The sequence below is a fragment of the Streptomyces sp. DT224 genome (genome assembly GCF_049844595.1).
GTDB lineage: Bacteria > Actinomycetota > Actinomycetes > Streptomycetales > Streptomycetaceae > Streptomyces.
Window position 1 is genome coordinate 61,622 of the sequence record NZ_JBNCLI010000019.1, and the last position, 16,583, is coordinate 78,204.

Annotated in this window: 14 protein-coding genes and 2 pseudogenes; 3 read left to right on the top strand and 13 right to left on the bottom strand. The window is 65.6% G+C overall.

Annotated elements, in window-relative coordinates:
- Positions 1 to 24 precede the first annotated feature (24 nt).
- From ACLQ2N_RS34635 to ACLQ2N_RS34650, 4 genes are all read right to left on the bottom strand, one after another.
- Positions 25 to 564 carry a hypothetical protein gene (locus ACLQ2N_RS34635; RefSeq protein ID WP_425819523.1) on the bottom strand — a complete coding sequence of 180 codons (540 nt, stop codon included), beginning with the start codon at positions 562 to 564 and terminating at the stop codon, positions 25 to 27.
- On the bottom strand, positions 561 to 2,360 hold the full coding sequence (locus tag ACLQ2N_RS34640; protein WP_425819525.1) for an alpha/beta hydrolase: 1,800 nt from the start codon (positions 2,358 to 2,360) through the stop codon (positions 561 to 563). The genes ACLQ2N_RS34635 and ACLQ2N_RS34640 overlap by 4 nt, the downstream gene beginning before the upstream one ends.
- On the bottom strand, positions 2,357 to 2,758 hold the full coding sequence (locus tag ACLQ2N_RS34645; protein WP_425819527.1) for a hypothetical protein: 402 nt from the start codon (positions 2,756 to 2,758) through the stop codon (positions 2,357 to 2,359). Before ACLQ2N_RS34645 ends, ACLQ2N_RS34640 begins: the two co-directional genes overlap by 4 nt.
- Positions 2,759 to 2,884: 126 nt before the next feature.
- Positions 2,885 to 3,262 carry a hypothetical protein gene (locus tag ACLQ2N_RS34650; RefSeq protein ID WP_425819529.1) on the bottom strand — a complete coding sequence of 126 codons (378 nt, stop codon included), beginning with the start codon at positions 3,260 to 3,262 and terminating at the stop codon, positions 2,885 to 2,887.
- A gap of 136 nt (positions 3,263 to 3,398) precedes the next feature.
- Here ACLQ2N_RS34650 and ACLQ2N_RS34655 point away from each other — a divergent pair.
- A pseudogene (locus ACLQ2N_RS34655) lies at positions 3,399 to 3,617 on the top strand (low temperature requirement protein A); the annotation flags it as partial.
- 401 nt (positions 3,618 to 4,018) lie between these two features.
- On the opposite strand, the gene ACLQ2N_RS34660 reads toward ACLQ2N_RS34655, so the two are convergent.
- The 8 genes from ACLQ2N_RS34660 to ACLQ2N_RS34695 form a co-directional block, all read right to left on the bottom strand.
- A complete protein-coding gene (locus ACLQ2N_RS34660) occupies positions 4,019 to 4,216 on the bottom strand; it encodes a hypothetical protein (protein ID WP_363114800.1) in 198 nt (65 codons plus the stop codon).
- Between the two features lie 90 nt (positions 4,217 to 4,306).
- Positions 4,307 to 5,155, bottom strand: a complete 849-nt coding sequence (locus tag ACLQ2N_RS34665) for a helix-turn-helix domain-containing protein (RefSeq protein ID WP_425819531.1) — start codon at positions 5,153 to 5,155, stop codon at positions 4,307 to 4,309.
- A gap of 12 nt (positions 5,156 to 5,167) precedes the next feature.
- On the bottom strand, positions 5,168 to 5,686 hold the full coding sequence (locus tag ACLQ2N_RS34670; RefSeq protein WP_425819533.1) for a DUF6879 family protein: 519 nt from the start codon (positions 5,684 to 5,686) through the stop codon (positions 5,168 to 5,170).
- Positions 5,667 to 5,933 (bottom strand): hypothetical protein, encoded by a 267-nt coding sequence (locus ACLQ2N_RS34675; RefSeq protein ID WP_326660491.1) that lies wholly within the window; start codon positions 5,931 to 5,933, stop codon positions 5,667 to 5,669. The genes ACLQ2N_RS34670 and ACLQ2N_RS34675 overlap by 20 nt, the downstream gene beginning before the upstream one ends.
- A 1,284-nt stretch (positions 5,934 to 7,217) precedes the next feature.
- Positions 7,218 to 8,831: an HK97 family phage prohead protease gene (locus tag ACLQ2N_RS34680; protein ID WP_425819535.1), complete on the bottom strand. Its 1,614-nt coding sequence runs from the start codon at positions 8,829 to 8,831 to the stop codon at positions 7,218 to 7,220.
- Positions 8,832 to 9,649: 818 nt separating this feature from the next.
- Entirely contained in the window at positions 9,650 to 10,144 is a 495-nt protein-coding gene (locus tag ACLQ2N_RS34685) for a hypothetical protein (RefSeq protein WP_425819537.1), read from the bottom strand.
- Positions 10,144 to 10,608 carry a hypothetical protein gene (locus ACLQ2N_RS34690; RefSeq protein ID WP_425819539.1) on the bottom strand — a complete coding sequence of 155 codons (465 nt, stop codon included), beginning with the start codon at positions 10,606 to 10,608 and terminating at the stop codon, positions 10,144 to 10,146. Before ACLQ2N_RS34690 ends, ACLQ2N_RS34685 begins: the two co-directional genes overlap by 1 nt.
- 876 nt (positions 10,609 to 11,484) lie before the next feature.
- Positions 11,485 to 13,179 carry a recombinase family protein gene (locus ACLQ2N_RS34695; protein ID WP_425819541.1) on the bottom strand — a complete coding sequence of 565 codons (1,695 nt, stop codon included), beginning with the start codon at positions 13,177 to 13,179 and terminating at the stop codon, positions 11,485 to 11,487.
- Positions 13,180 to 13,279: 100 nt separating this feature from the next.
- Between ACLQ2N_RS34695 and ACLQ2N_RS34700 the strand changes: the two are divergent.
- Positions 13,280 to 14,251: pseudogene (locus ACLQ2N_RS34700) on the top strand (low temperature requirement protein A); the annotation flags it as partial.
- 2 nt (positions 14,252 to 14,253) lie between these two features.
- Here the strand turns inward: ACLQ2N_RS34700 and ACLQ2N_RS34705 are convergent.
- Complete coding sequence (locus ACLQ2N_RS34705; protein WP_425819543.1) at positions 14,254 to 15,417, bottom strand: hypothetical protein; 1,164 nt, start codon at positions 15,415 to 15,417, stop codon at positions 14,254 to 14,256.
- A 306-nt stretch (positions 15,418 to 15,723) separates the two neighbouring features.
- On the opposite strand from ACLQ2N_RS34705, the gene ACLQ2N_RS34710 reads away from it, so the two are divergent.
- Positions 15,724 to 16,512 carry a DUF4232 domain-containing protein gene (locus tag ACLQ2N_RS34710; RefSeq protein ID WP_425819545.1) on the top strand — a complete coding sequence of 263 codons (789 nt, stop codon included), beginning with the start codon at positions 15,724 to 15,726 and terminating at the stop codon, positions 16,510 to 16,512.
- The last annotated feature ends 71 nt before the right edge of the window (positions 16,513 to 16,583 follow it).

Here is a 16,583-nt window from a genome sequence, read left to right on the forward strand (position 1 = left end):
CATGACGGGGAGCACGGGGGGCGCTCAGGGAGCGCCGACGGACCAGAAGTCGGAGCGGACGTTGGGCCGGGGAAGCGGGTACACCCCGTCGTAGGAAGGCCCATTGGGCGAAGCCGTCGACTCCGCCACCTCCGACTCCTCGACACAGGGACTATCCACCTCGAAGAAGGCTTGGCCGCCCCCGAAAACGAGGCTTACCCCGAACCCATCTCTTGTCTGGGCGTAGATAGCCGGTGAGTCCAGATCGTTGTTGATCCCCTTGATGCGGTACCCCCGGTCTTTCCAGCCTCGCTCGACTACGCCCAAAAAGTTCCCCCGGCGTTCCGATGAGATGATCGTCATTACTGAGCGACGGCGCGTAACGTCACAGCTTCCTGTGGTCGTGGGTCCATGCGCCCAATGAACAACCGGTTCGATGCCGGAGAGCGTTGCTTCCATAATTTTGTCCGCGTGCTCAGCCGCTTCCTGCATATCCATGTCAGCACCTTCTCCATTCCCGGCACATGCAGCGATCGACACGCCCAGAGACAGCGCCAACGCGCATGCCGAACGACGAACCCTCATCGATACTCCTCGGCCTTGAGGTCGCGCGCCTTCCCTGCCGCGACTAGCGCGATACTGTTAGCGGATGAATTATCCCGGACCGGATCGAAGTACTGCCCATGAGCGTCGGTATTCAACTTTCCGCCACTCAAAATTCCGGGCCCCTCGTCCACCGGAAACCTCCGTGCCCCGAATGCCTTGCTGGCCGGATCCCTTCCGAACCACAAGTCGTCATCCCCCGGATCTGCTGCGTCGCCGAGAATCTGTGCACCTGACGGGCCTAGGCTAGTCAAGCCGATGAATCCCAGAACCGCTTGCGGCTTCGATGGCACCTTAGTCACGATGTCATTCCGCGCTGCGCCCACGAACACGTGGCTTTCACCCACTCCGAGGTCCTCTGCGCGGTCCACGCCGACCCCAGGGCTGCCAACCAGCACGATGTCATCAACTCCGGGGATACCTCCATCCTGTTGCGTCGCCGCCCCGACCGTTCGCGAGCCGTATGAGTGCCCGATGGCCGTCATGTGTGGGTTCCCGTTCTCATTGGTGGCCGCCAGACCGCCCATGAACCCATTGAAGGCATCGCCGCCCTTAACTGCCCGTTCATCCCCAGCCACGTCGAGGCTGTCAAAGCCGTCTGGAATCTGCGGCGCATCGTATCCAAGCCAAGTAATTGCGGCACTCGAAGGGTCGTGCTGGTGCATTCCGATGGCAGTATCTCTGGCTCGCTTAAGATCCGATTTTGCGAAATCCTCATCCAACGAAGTGTTCAACCCCGGCACATAAGCCGCCACATTCCGCGCCGTATCCGGGTTCCCGTACGACACAATCGCGCGCCCGTTCCCCTCGTCCCCGATGCCGAGGAGGTACATCGGCGGCTGGCCGCCCTCCTTGAGTTGCCGGTCGATCTCCCGCAGCCCCGCCAACCGCACCCGCGACACCTCGTCATCCCGCCCCTCCAGCTTGCCGATCAGAAGCTGGAGGTTGTCGCGGTTCGCCGTGTCGCGGATCAGGGACGGGATGCCGTCCAGATTGCCGATCTGGTCCGGGTACACCGCGAGGTACTCCTCGCGCTGTTCGTCCGTCAGGTGGGCCCACCACTCGCGCCGCTCCGCAGGCGTCGCGTCATGGGGGATGCGGGACTTGAGGTAGCCGCGTGCCGCCTCCCGGACCGCCGCCGCGTCGCCCGCCGCGTCCGTCCACGTGCGGTCCGGGACCTTCAGGCCCTCCTCCGCACGGAGCCGGCGCAGGATCCGGGTGAAGCGCCAGTCGACCCGGGCGGCCGTACGGACCGCCCCCGTGATCCGGTCCGAGATGTCCCGCGCCTTCGCGGCATGGGTGTCCGGGGCGACCAGCCCCGAGGAGGGCAGCAACCCCGGCATGCCGGTCACCCGGGCCGTGCCACCGGGCACCGTATCGCCGTCGAACAGCCCCCCGGGCCCGGACGGGTACGACACCGACCCATCCGCGTGCACGGTGAACTTCAGCGACTCCGCCTCCTCCAGCGCGCGCCGCAGCACACCCTGCTGCACCCGCATCTCGTACGCGAGGCTGTTCAACGCGGTGCGGATCAGCCCGCACTCGGTGTACACGTACTGCAGATTCCGGCTCATCCGCCGCAGCCGCCCGACCGCCGCATCGGCCGCCGCGCCGTGCTGGGACTCGCGCAGGCCGACGAGCAACTGCTTCTCGATCCGGTCCCGCCCGGCATCCGCGCGGTTGCTCGCCTTGCCCCAGCCGTCCGCCGCGCTCTCCAGCTCGGCGCACTTGAGGTCGCGTAACTGAGCCCACGTCAGCGTGGAGGAGAGCGCGGTCACCGCTCCACCCCGTGGGTCCGGCGCGCGACGGGCGAGAAGGATGACCGCACGGACTCATTCGTCTCGCCCTGCGCCCGCGCGACAGCGCGCAGGCTGCCCGCGAGCGCCCCGCACTCATGGCGGGCGGACTCGACGCGCCGTACCCAGGACTCCCGCACGGCACCCAGCTCCGCCAGCGCGTTCAGACCGGCGGTCCCGGCGAGCACCCCCTCATGCGCCGCCGCCAGCTCCATGCGTACGGGCCCCAGATGGGCCCCCATCCCCTCCGCGCCCCCGGCCGCCCGCAGCCACGCACCACCGCTGTGCCGCAGTTCGTCCCCGGTGCCGGAGCCGCCACCGGCGGAGCCGCCCCCGGCCCCACCGGCCAGATCGACCAGCCTCAACCGCGTTCCACTCATCGTCCACCCCGTTCTTGATCACGAAGATCGTGGAGCGGCACTGTGTCAAACGCGGCAACCGCGACACGCCGGACACCAGGCGGCCGGTGAGCGGGCGCACCCCCGCTCCCCGGCCCTGCCAACGCCTCACCCCCGCCCAGGAATCACCCGAACGGTGGACCGGCGCTCACTCCCGTACGTCCTCGGGTCCTCCTCGTCCAGCCGGCGCAATGCCGCCGCCGCCCGGTCCTCCGGCGGGGTGCCGTCCTCGGGGATGTGCCAGAGAAGCTGCCGTACGTGGCCCTCCTCCGCGTCGTACAAGAGGCTGACCAGCGTCTGGTCCGGGTCGCGGAAGGCCGTCCCGGCCCAGTCGAACCGGACGCTCCAACGAGCGAGCAGGTCCGGCCGGCCGCGCAGCCCGGCGAGAAGGAGGCGCAGGGTTCGGTCCCTGACGGGCGGGTCCAGGGCGTCGAGGCGCCGGTGCACCTCCTCCGCCGCCGCCACGGGGTCGGGGGCGGCCGTCAACGAACCGAGGAGACGGGCCAGCTCACCCCTGGTCCGAGCGAAGAGAGCGGCAGAGCCGCGCCGCCGCACGCCAGCACTTTTCCCTCGGGCGCGGTTCACGCGTCCGCAGCCCGTCGTGCCGGAAGAATGCGCCCCCATGAGCTCATCGTCCCCCTCCCCCAGCTTCTGGCACCGGCCCATGGTGGCGCGCCGCGCCGACGAGCGGCACCGCGCCTCGACGATGCTGGAACTCTTCTTCGACCTCTGCTTCGTCGCCGCCGTCGCCCAGGCGGCCTCCGCCTTCGAGCACGAACTGGCGGCGGACCGCATCGGCCACGCCGTCCTCGGCTACGCGATGGTGTTCTTCGCCATCTGGTGCCCATGAACCAACAGAGCAACACCTTATCGCGGGCGCGCTGACCTGGGCAGATGAACGCGTGAAGCCCCGCCCATGTGCCACGGGGGCAGCACACGAACGGGGCCGGACCGACGCGCTGAACTGCACTTCTCGCCGTCGCTCAGCGGGTCGGAGTCTCACCAGCGGATGCGTCCAGCATCTCCGCCGACGCACGTTGGGCACGGGCGCTTGAACGTCCACCGGCAGAGTGCGCACCCCGCGAACCCACAGCACCCGTCACACCAAATAGCGCGGTGTCCGGCGCACGTACCGCAGTAGGACGTGATCGGGGCAGGGGCAGGCGGGGCAGGCTTCGCAAGCCGCATCCGCTGTCGTTTGGCCGGGGCTTTGGTACGGGGCCGCTCCGGGGCCGTCGTCACCTAGTGCCCCTCGGGATGCCGCCGCAAGAACACGTTGCAATCCGTGACCGTCGTCATGTCGCCGCCGCTGCGTGCCCGATCCCGCACGTTCGCTAGTTCCACGCAACCCGCGCACCCCTCGACCGGAACCGGCTCCAACTCACCGATTCTTAAAGGGAGTTCAACGGCCGCTGTGCTGTACCTCGTTGGCTCGGTCATGCCCGGCCCCTTCGAAGTCGTCCGTGTGACGACAACGCTAAGGAGCGCGTGAGCCCCACTCACAGCCGATTGCACGAGGTTGCACGCCAATCACTCCAGGGTGTCCATGACCGATGTGATCAGCGCACGAGCGGGGGCGCCGTAGAGGGCAAGCGCCGACAGTTCCGCGAAGGTCTCGGCGTACATGGCTACCTCGCTGGGCTGCGTGAGAGTGAGGTACCCAGAGATCAACTCGACGTTGACTTGAGCCGCGTCATAGACCCAGAAGCCCTCAGCCGGCCAACGCTCCCGATCCGGTCGCATGGGCACAACTCCCAGGCTGACATTGGGAAGTGAGGCAATCGAGATGAGGTGGTCAAGCTGTCCGGACATGACCTCAGCGCCCCCGATCCCGCACCGCAACACCGACTCCTCAACGAGGAATGCGAAGCGACGGTCACCCTCGTACAGAACCCGCTGACGCTCCATGCGTGCGGCAACCGCGTCGGCCACGTCGTCCACCAAGCCGCGCCGTCGCTGGATCGCTTGAAGCGCTGCCGTCGTGTACGGCCGTGTCTGGATCATGCCGGGCACAAGCCATGACGAGTAGGACCGGAACCGCCGGGTGCGCTCATACAGCGGCAAGCGGGCTTCCTGAGCCTGTTTGAGCCCGGCACGCTCCATGCGCCGCCAACCGACCCACATTCCTTCAGCGGTCCGCAGCATGGCAATCAGGTCTTCGGTGTGCTCTTCAGCCCCGCATGCCGTGCACCATGCCCGGATGTCGTCAGCGGACGGGGGAGTACGGGCATTCATGATCCGGGACGACTTGGAACGGCTCCACTCGCAGCGCTCCGCTAGGTCGAGCCCGGACAGGCCAGCATCCCGGCAGAGTTCCGCGAGACGATCCGCGAGAGCCTGCCGGGCCTGCTGGGCGCTGGAAGAAGCAGAAAGAGCCATGGTGCGTATTCGTCAGACCGGCCGGTACTCCGCGTGCGGAATCGCGCGGTCCCACGCTGTCTCGTACGCCGCCGCATACTGCGCGCCTAGCTCCGAGTCGTGGTGGACCTCCATGCGTGCGCCGGTCCACTGACCTTCGCCGCTGAAGTGGTGCAGGATCACGGTTTCCTCGTCCATGACCCAGCCGTCCAGCGCGGGGAGCAACAGGCCACGGGCGTTCGAGCGGGGAAGCCACCGCACATCTTCGCCCGCTGCGACGTTCGTAAAGGTGCCGTCGTACTCGTAACGCACGTAGTCGCTCAGCGGCTCCGAGACGACGCGTAGGCGGCGCATGTGGACCCCTCGACCGGTCGTCTCAGCCACGACGTCCAGCCACGACCGCCACCACGACTCGCGGTTGTCCGGGTCGTACCGGTGCCCTTCCTGCCAACGGATGAACTCCGGGTCATCCCGCATGTAGCTGTCCCGCATCTCAAGGTGCATTGCTGAGCGCTGCGCCTTTGCGAGTGCTTCACGTACCGCTGTTGCCACCGTTGGCCTCACTGTCCGGGCGGGGGATGAACTGGAGCATGTTTGCGGGAAGCCGGATCACGCTTTCGTGATCCGGAACATCGGTTGAGTGGCCGGGCACCGAACCAACTTCCTGAGCCTGCCGGACCGTGTCCGCGTCCGCCGTCCATGACTGAATGATCAGGTCGCCGGTCGTGTCGTCCAGCCAAATCGTGGGCGATCCGTCGTCCGGGGTGTTGGGCCAAATCCCCAGGAACTTTAGGGCCATTGGGCACTCCTTCGCCGAGTCGGTTGCACGTCCGTGCACGAGCGTCACCCCTACGCGTGATCAGCGCAAGAGGGCAGGCCGGAACGCACAGAAGGCCCGTAGACGGCCCAGGATCATTCCCAGGTGTCAACGGGCCTTGCTGTGGCGCCGGGTGCCTGGCAGGCGCTGAGGTGCGATTAGCCCCCATTGGGGACCTGTTAGCACCCCACTAACAATCACATTCTTTAGCGTCAAAGTGACGATAATCCTTGTGGTTACTGGCCTCAGCGGCATTGGGGGGGGGCCGGGGTCTGGCGTCACACCTAGCGTGCAAATTGCGAGCTGGGGCCGGGATCGCTGAGAGGCAACGGTTTGAACTTTCGGGGCGCCTTCCCCCTACGTGGAGACTGAAGAGCGCGACCACATCACATGAACGCGCGTCGAGTGCTCGACGGTTGAATATCTGACGCCTCATCACCTTCCTGGCGGGCAAGGGGGAGTCGGCTCAACCTACTCACGCGAGTAGGTTGAAGGATCGCAGCTCAGCATTTTCAGCGTGCTGCATATCGCTGGGCGGAACATTGGGTGCCCAGGTGTAGGCAGGTATACGGCAAGCATGGTCAGCACTGCCGCTCTTTGCTGTGCAAGGTACGCCGAGACGGCAGCGGCCATGCCTTCATCGTTCGGGTAATCCGTCAATGCTCCTGCCCAGTAACGAGGAAAGGGGGGCACCCGGTTTCCCAGGCACCCCCTACCTTGTGAAGCACCCCCCTGTCGGCGAGTACCCCCCTACCTTCGTTCGTAGGTGTCGAGCGACATTACCGCGCTGCGTACTATCGGCTGACTCGCGTGTGTAATCGCGACAGTCTCAGAGAACGAAAGTGTGCGCACGCTGTTTCGGTTCGCGCAGTCGTCGCACGCAACGGTCATACCGCCGTCGCTTCGCGCCACTCCTGCGGCCTTCGGGTTTCCCCAGGTGTCGCAGAGTGCGCAGCGAATCGGGTTCTGTAGGGCAAGCCGTGCGCCGAACTCGATTAGTTCAGCATCGCTGCGCATTCGCGCGTCAGCCACTCTTTCGCGGAAGCTCGTAATATGCGCGCCAACTGTCCGAAGGGGGTGCAATGTCTGTCGCCAATCTTTCCGCACGAGTGTTCGCCCAACTTTTGCAACGTGCGCACCAGTAGCCGTCAGCGATAACCGGAGCCTTCGGAAACCAGCGGCGTAGGTGGGAGACGCTGAAGGTACGGGCGAACCCCTCAGCAATCTCGCCACCGTTACACGCAATCGCCGTTTCGCACTTCGCCACTACGCACCCGCCGGACGACTCAGCGGACCGGTGTTGTACGCCTGGGCCTGGGCCTCGACGTCGCTCAGCGGCCGGACACCGAACGTGGCCTTAGAAAGGGTTCCATCGGCGTAGGCCGCTTCCTGCTGAGCCTCAAAGGTCGCGTTCATAACCGACACGTCCGGAGTATCGACGTCGCCGAAGCTCAGGAGATTTGGGGCAGCCGACGTAAGGGTGCCAGAAACGGTCTGCACAGCGCCCTCAGACTGGACGAAGGTACCCACGGCGTACGCGGTCGCGCGGAATGCTGCCTGGGCCGTCTTGAAGCCCTGGGGCAGGGTCTCAGAAACGGCAACGTTCACCTTACGATTCAGCGCAACGAAGATGTGCGAAGCGTCCGCAACAATTGCCGTATTGGCGGGCAGATAGTTCGACACGATCGGCTGAAGCTTGTAAACGCCGTTCGGCCAGTCAGCGGCGCCAATCTCGTCACGAAGGCTCTTCGCGGCAAGCGGGTCAACCCACAGAACGTTAGCCTGTCCGCCCAGGTCCTCAATCCGTCCGATTGCGTCGCTGATATCGGCAACGGCAACAGAAGTACCAGCAAGCGCGGTGATGACGGACTGTTCGAGCACGCCCGTAATCTTCCGCTGATCGGTGACATCGTTCGGGTTACTCGCCCCGTTGAACATCGCACGGTCGATAGCGCGGGCAATGGACGTACCCAGGGACTTGTTAATTCCGGCAGCGAGCTCCGGCTGAACGTCCTGAAGGAATTCGAGTGATGCATAGCGGAGCGCACCAAACTTACCCGCAAGCTGAGTGCGTCCGGTGATGGACGTCTCAGGCTGGGGAAGCTCCATGCCGGGAACGACGAACGCGCCTTCGCCGGAATCGGCAGCGGGCATCAGGAACTTGTACCCGTCGAAAGGAAGCTTGTTGCCGTCTGGCAGCGCGCTAAGGAAAGTGCTTCGCGGCCCAATCAGCTCACGCCACAGCGCATCAATGTTGGTCGCCGTCCACGTGGAAACGTCGTCAATGCTGCGGCGGTTGACTGGAAGGAAACCGGCACCCGTGTTGATGGGAGAATTTGCGGACATGGAACGAAGCTCCTTCGAGTAGAGAGACAGCGCACGGGGAGACGGGGCGCCGGTTGTCGGGTAAGCGGGATTCACGACCGGGCCTAGCTCAAAGACGGTCATTGAAGTGATTTCACGGATAGGCAGACCATCCGGGGATTTCTCGCCGGCTACGCGCTGACCGCCGTCACTTACGCGAAAGGTGAAAGAGCTACCGGCAAGGTCACCACGCGCGGCAAGCTCCGCCACATCGTGGCCAACTGAAGTGTTCGGAAGGTCGATGCTGTATCGGACTCCGTATGCGTCTCGGCTCAGCTTCAGCGTGCCGGAGGAAACGCGCCCTAGTAGCTGATCTGTGTTGTGCCCGAAGGTCGCGATAACGTCGCCGTTCGCGCTACCCGGGTCCCATGCGTCGGGAAGAATCCGTTCCCGGAATCCGCCCAGGTCGTGGGAAAGCTCATTGAAGCGAATCGCGTAACCGGTGAGCGTACGCGCGCCCCCGGAAGTGCTGTAACTGACAGCGTGCTGGGCGCTGCGAATCTGGATATGGGCCATGCGGCCAACTCCTCTATTGGGTCGGTTACCTACTCACGTGAGTAGGTTGGAGGTGTCACCTGGCGGGCAAGCAGAAGTAATGTGAATTGGTGTGCTAGCGGCTCGGCGAGAAGCGCGGTAATCAGGAAGAAGGTCGCCTGAGCTGAAGCCCGCGCACGTACGGTCGATTCCGACGCACCCCGGAACGCGAAACAACCGGCCGGATGTAAATTTCGTAGCCAGCCTGCCGAGTCATGGCGCGAATCACAGCGGCCGACGGCTTCCAATCCAGCTGGTTTGTTGCAGCCCAGGAGTGGAGCACGTAGCGGAGCAATCCCGCCGGAAGGATGTCTGACGACCCATCATCAACTGTTACGGCGCGCATCCCGTCGCAAAAAGTCGACCACTCATCAGCCGTAAAGCTGGGCGCCTCAGTCATCGCGCACCCGCAATCCGGCGCATTGCCTCAGCGGCGCTTGCCGTATTCGGCTCCGCGTTGTCCGGTGCCTCAGCGGGCAGAAGACTGATTCCGAGAACCTGGGGCTTGCCGTCGGAGCGCCGAAGGGCAATACGCGCGCCACGCCGCCGCAGAACGTCTTCAAGCGCCCCGGCCTCAATGAACGGGCCGCCGTTGTCCTGGGACCACTGAAAGCACACTCCGCGCAGCACATACAGGGGCGCGCACCTACCGGGAACAGTGCGCCGGTTGAGGAATTCGTTAATGGTGGGTATCAAGGCTTTGCCTTTAGTGAGTGGGGACGACGAAGGCGCACAGCATTGATTTGCTGTGCGCCTTCGAGGGAGAGTTGGTGAGGCCGAGCCGGCGTGCGGGTGGCCTGCTAGTTCGAGCGGAGCTGCATTCCGCCGATTGCCACGCCGTTTTGGGCACGCTTATGCTTTCCGCCACGACGGAGCAACGCCGCCTTGAAGGTGTTCCGGGTCATGATTTCGAAATCTGGCACGCGCGTTTCTCGGCAGTAGTCGAGGTAGATTGCGTACGCGTCGCGCAGCAGCACGGAAGATCCGGCTTCATGGGTGAAGCACTCAGCGAACCAATGTCGTTCTTCAAAAACGCTCACGCGTCGGAACACGACGGGAGGCCAGTCACCCGCGTACGTTTCGTAATCGTGAGCATGGCGAGCGCAGAACGGCCAATAGTCCGTTGGCTTATCGCTGTAGCGGCGAAACTGGGGATCAACTATGGCGGACACAGAATTGTCAACCACCCAGCGGGATGCCTTGTCATTGCAGTGGGAACACACGAAGTTCGCGACGGGGCCGTAATGGGCTTCAGCGGCACCTAGTGCGTCCGTGTAGCCAGTGTGGGTAATCATCAGGCACCCGCCTTCCGCGCACGCATTTCGCGCGTCTTGCAACGGTTAGTGCAGAACTTGCGCGGACGACCGTTGCCCGACCAGCCGGCAGGCTTGTCACAATCCGGCCCAGCGCATACGGCGTTCCTTCGGGCTTTCGCCACTGCCGCCAATGCGTCATCGCGCGCATCCTCATAGGCTTCGCGCGCCTCAATGCATTCGTATGACGCCTCAGTCTCGCCGTCTTCGTCCTCAACGTCGGAGCACGCGTCCTGCTTCAATGATGTGACCATGAACACCGCACCGCAGAACCGGCAAAGCTTCGTCGCGGGAATGCCGGCCCTCTTGCGCAGCTCATCAAACTTGCGCTGACGGTACGCCTTCTGTTGGCACGACGCGGAGCAGTAACGTTCTTGGGGGTGCTGTATCTTGCTGAAGCACTGGATACAGCGGTCTTCGTGGTCAATGGCTGGGTAAAAGCCCATGGTGTTAATCCTTTGGTGTGATGCCGGATAACACAAAACGGCCCTAGGTCCGGGACTCACCTCAGCGGGGCATCACTACCGCTGAAGGAATCAACCGGGCCTAGGGCCGTTTTGACTGCACGGAATTTAGCCTTTAGCTACCGCCCGTGCGGCGGGGTCTCATGGCGACGAACCGGTAATGTGTGATGCCGTTCGTCCCTCTACTTAGACTGAAGGGAGTCGGTGACCTGTTTCCTACCGGTCGGTAACTTATCGAGTCGGCATCACAGCGAGAAGGGCGGGAAAGCCGGTCCCACCTGTGGTGTTACTAAAGTGCATGGCGAGACAATGGCCTTCCCCTTGCAGCCTTATATCTAATATTTGTTCATTAGATAAAGCATGTTTCATCACGGCAGTTTAGTAACGCCCCAGGTCAGACACTGTTTCAGCCCTTCCCGCTGTGACGCTTAGGCATTGAGGTGGCCGTAGCTGGAACAGGGCGCGCTCTCTCCGCTGAAGGTGGCTACTCACGTGAGTAGCCACCTTGACCACCACGCAGCCCAGCGAAGCCCCTGAGCGCCCTTCTCTGCCCCGCTGAGCGCTCCAAGGTCCGCCGGGTACACCGCGCCTCTCACAGCACCGGGCGCGGGCATGGAGGCGCCCCCAGTTCCGTTACGGGGAACTGGGGACGGTGTGCCGTTCTGCGGGGCGTACAGGCTGCTAGATGCCCAGGCCTTCGGGGTGACCCTGCAAGGCGCTCAGAAGCCCTTCCAGCCTTGCCAACCTTCTGTGCGGTCAACGTGGTTCGGTCGCTCTTCTGCTGACGCCGATACAACTCATCGAGCCTGAGCGACACGTAACGGACTTCAGCGGCAAGGAATCCGCGCTCTTCGTCGCTCATGCGGCGCCCTCCGCCAACTTGCGCTCCCTGCGTCGCTGGATGGTCTTCTGCGCCCCTTCGCATACGTCGTCCGGCATACCTTCCGTGTCTCGCCATTCCGGCACGAGGCGCTCAGTGATCGGTGTCCGGTCACCCTTGTATTTTGCGGGCAGGAGCGTGACGCGTTTCAACGCTGCCTTCATCAACGTGCGCTTGCCGTCCATGCCTTCGGACTCCCACAGCACCGCCAACGCCTCAGCGCTCATGAGGGGCGTAAGGTCCGCTCCCCTTCCCAGCTCCGACAACTCCGCCTTCAGCGACTCGATTAGGGCACCCAGTTCGACGCGAAGTGCTTCGTACTGCGTCTCATCCATGCCACCAACGAAGAACTCCTTGTTCAGACGAAGCTCTCGACTTGCTGCGCTGTCCAGTGCCGCCGAAACTGCCTGCTTACGCGCTTCCGTCGCCGGGTCCTGATAGTTCAGAAAGCGGCGCGCGATGTTGTGAATGGTGGGGCTTTCAGGACTCAGCCTCAGCACATGATTTACCCACAGCATCCCCATTGCGTCATCAATGCGATCCCGCACACTGGCGACACCCTGGCAGACAGCCGGGCCCTGATTGATGCGAGCCTGGCAACGGTAGTTCCGCCCACCGTTCCCCATGGGTCCTTTGCAGTGCGGGCAGCGCAGCGTCCCGGTCATCAGGGTTGCAGCCTTTCGAATCCCGCGCGTTCTGTCGCCGATTGCACTTCCCGGCTTGCTGCGACCGCTGATCAGTTCATTGATGCGGACCCATTCCGCGTAGGACACGACACCCTTGCCGCAGTTGATCGGGTGCCCCTGCGCGTTCAGCAAGGGCTCACCGCCACGATGCCACTTACCAAGCGGCTGACCGAATTCGTCTTTGGCGCGTTCTCGGTTCGGGATGAGACCAGCCCAGGACGGCGAGTGTGCAAGGTGGATGATTGTCTGAGCGCGCCAATGCTTTCCCTTGCGTGTCGGCACCTTCCGCGAGTTCAGATCGTTCGCAATCTCTGCCGGCGTCTTGCCGTCGAGCAATGCTAGGGCGATTGCGCGCGCCTTCGGGTATTCCGATGCCTTGTGCTGGAGCTTCCCAGTTTCCTTCGGGCACTCAAGCCCGAACGGCGTTACGCCGCCCAGCCACTTGCCTTCAGCTTTGTGTGCGTCTACGCCATTTTTGGTACGCAGCGCAATGTCTTTTGCTTCGTCGCGCGCCCGTTCGCTGAGAATAGCGAACACCATGCGACTGCCTTTGCTGGAGTCGAGCCCTTCCGTGACGCTGACGATTCGCGCCGTACGCTTGTCGAACTCATCGAGCAACAAGCCAACGTGGCCCATACCGCGACGGCTGAGACGGTCCGTCTTCCAGATATACAGAGTTTTCGAAAGCCCAGCCTTCACAGCGGAAACGGCGTTGTCGAATTCCTCGCGCTTCACATACGCCTTCGAAGCGCTCTTCTGCTCAAACCACACATGCCGAATGCGCTTGCCTTCGCTGAGCGCCGTTCGGCAGATATCCCGTACGTGCGCACGCAGCGATGCAAGGTCGTCGCTGCGCTTGCTGCGCCGGATGTACGCGTCAGCAAGGTCTGTCGGGTCGCCCGTCGGTACGTCCCACAGTCCCAGCGTGCGAAGCTCCACGTCTTCGATGCCCAGTGTGCGCAGCGTCGGAAGGTCGTTGCGTTCCATCGTTCCCCTTCAGGCCGGTGTTCCGCTCGCCTGAAGGGTGTCGGTGACCTCACGGCCCGTTTCCCCAGGTGGGAGCGGTGTTGGACCGTTGGTTCACGGGTGGGCCTGGATGAACTTCACCTGGTTCGCCTCCGCGTACGACACCGACGACGTCCCGTACCGGCTGCTGACGCTCGTACAGATCACCGGCGCGCTCGTCCTCGCCGCGGGCGCGGCCGAGGCGCTGGAGCACGAGGACTTCACCGTCATCACCTGGGGCTACGTGATCATGCGGCTCGCCATGGTCACGCAGTGGCTGCGCGCCGCCCGCTCGGATCCGGAGCGTCGCCGCACCTGCCTGGGGTACGCCGCGGGGATCTTCCTGGTGCAGATCGGCTGGGTCGTACGGCTGGCCCTGCCCGAGGACACCGGCCTGGTGACGTTCGCGGTCCTCGTCGTCGGGGAAATCGCCGTTCCCGCCTTGGCGGAACGTAAAACCACCACCACCTGGCACCCGCACCACATCGCCGAACGCTACGGCCTGTTCACGCTGATCGTGCTCGGCGAGTCCATCACCGCGGCCACCGGTGCCGTACGCACCGCCCTGGACACACACGCGGCGCTCGGCGACCTCGCCGCACTGGTCGCGGGCGGACTCCTGACGGTGTTCGCCCTGTGGTGGCTGTACTTCGCGCAGAGCGCACCCCGGCTGCTGACCAGCCTGCGTACGGCGCTGCTGTGGGGGTACGGCCACTACCTCGTCTTCGCGTCGGCGGCGGCGGTCGGCGCCGGGCTCGCCCTCAACGTCGCGCACACCGCGGGCCACGGCCACCTCTCCGACCGCACGGCGGCGGCCGTCTACACCATCCCGGTCGCCGTGTTCATCACCCTCGTCTGGCTCCTGCACCACCGCACCTCGGGGCTTCGCCGCGCGGCCGACGTACTACACCCGGTGGCGGTGCTCGCGATCCTGGGGGCCACGTACGCCCCGTCCCCCATCCTGACCACGGGCGTCATCACCGCACTGCTCATCACGGGGACCCTGCTGCTCGCCGCCGGGGGCACGGACAGCCGTACCGAGCAGGCGCACTGACCTCAGCGCCCTGCCCGCACCGCCTGCCCGGGCAGGACGATCCCCTGCGCGTGGGCGGTCTTCCCCGGCCGCAGGGTCCACGGCACCGGCGGCGTGGAAGTCAGCCAGCCCTCGGCGATGAGGGTGTGCACGATGACCCCGCGCAGCTCCCGTCCGAGCTTCTTCCACCTCAGGCCCTTGCACAGCTGGCTGTACGACGGCCCGTGGCCGTGCTCCGCCCGGAACTCGACGGTGAACAGGGCCGCCTCGCGCCCGCAGTCCGGGTGGGCGCCCCGCCATGACTCGTACGCGTCGAGAGCGGCCCGGGGCGCGGGCAGCGGGGACGGCCCGGACATGAACGCCGGGGCGACCCGCTCGAAGGGAAGACGGCAGAGCCCGCACGACTCGACCGCCTCCGCGTGCCGCAGCAGTGCGGGGCTGACGCCGGACTTCCAGGCGGCCCAGCTCTCCGGAGTGGGCTCGGCGGCGGCCGCCGCCTCCCGGTCCGCCCGGCGTTCCTCCTCGTCCCGCGCGATCGCCGCGAGCTCCTCCGGGGTACGGAACCGGCCCGCGAGGTGCCGTACCGACTCACCGAGCCGGTAGGTCTTCCCGGACACCTCCGCGAGGAACCCCTTCTCCAGAAGCACGGGCACCGCCCCGTAGCAGGCGGCGGGCAGCTCGGCCGGCGCCTGGCCGACCAGCTCGTCGGAGCAGTGGGCCGCCAGGAACAGCGCGGCGAGCCGGACCGCCGGCGCACCCTTGCGAACCGGCTTGGCCAGCCTCGTACGCATGGACCAGCCCGACACCCGCGACCGCGCGTCCTTGCCGAGGGTCAGTGCCCGGCCGGATCCCGGGGACATGTCCGGGACCACGATGCCGTACGGCACATCCGGTTCCCCGCCGATGAGCTGCCCGGGCACCTCCCACCCCGCCGCTGTCAGCTCGGCCAGGGCCCCCTCCGGGTCCTCCAGCCGCAACGACCGCAGATCCGTCCCCGTGAGGTTGCCCGCCCCCGTACGCGCGGCCCGGATGCCCACGACGACCGCGAGGAGCCGCGCGTCGACGGAGTCCACCGGCAGGCCGGCCACGTACGAGAGAAGCGCACGGGCGCCCTCCCCCTGGCGCGGTGTGAGCAGGAAGGGCGGCAGCGAGGCGGCGGCACCGGCTCCGGCGGAAGCGGTTGTCACGGGCGGCGCGGCGGACACGACAGGCTTGGGCACATCACATCTAACGGTGATCGGACCGCCGAAGTCACGCGCCAACGCGCCTTTCCCGCACGGACGCGTCCATCCCGCACGGACACCGGGCCATGCCCGGGCCGACGTCCTCCTTCGAGGGACGACAGCGGGACGTCAGGCAGGCGTTAGCAGAACATGAGCGGCGCGCGGGAGGCTTCCCATGTCAGACGGTCCGGAGGGGGAGCGGTTCGCCGCGGATCCGGACCCTGTCTGCACCGACCGATCCAACGACCGCCACACACTTCGGGGAATCCCATGCATACGCTCCGCAAGCGCACCGCCGTCCTCGGCGCCGCCGCCACCGCCGTGCTCGCCCTCGCCCTCACCGCCTGCGGCGGGGACGGCAGCGGGACGAAGGCGGCCGGCCCGGCCGACAACCCCGCCTCGGCCGACGCCACCGTGGCAGCGAAGGACACTGCCGTCGACGCCGCCCAGGACCAGGGCAGCACGGCCGGCGACGGCGCGAAGACGGGCGGCGGCGCCACGGACGCGGTCACCTCCAGCACCGGCAAGTCCAAGGGCGGCGCCGCGAAGACGGGCGGTTCCACGACCACGGCCGCCGGCGGTGACACCAGTGACGGCTACGCGTACAAGCACCCCTGCAGGAGCGGCGACCTGTCGGTGCGCGTGTACGCCCGCGAGGGTTCGGCCACCCAGCACGTGATCGAGGTCAACAACACCGGCAAGAACTCCTGCGGCCTGAGCTACTTCCCGCGCGTCAGCCTGGGCGCCGCGAACGCCACGGACCACAGCGGCGACATCCTCCCGCTGGTCCCGGGCGGCCTCGGCGGCGCACCGGCCTACCCGGTGAAGCCGAAGACCGCGGCAATCGCGGTGATCGACCTCAACCCGGGCGGCGGCAACGGTGTGACCTGGGTGAACGAGCTGAACGTACTCGCCGACGGCGACCACATGCCCAACGCCGAGCAGCTCAACTTCCCGCTCGGCCCCGACGTGAAGGTCGGCACCCCGAAGCTGGGCCTGTACGAGCGCACGGTCGCCGACGCGGTGGCCTCCATGAAGCAGGCGAACTCGAAGCCCTGACCCCGGACAGGCAGGCACTGACGGTGCCCTCGGGCGGACCACGCCGGTCTGTCCGAGGGCACCGCTACGAT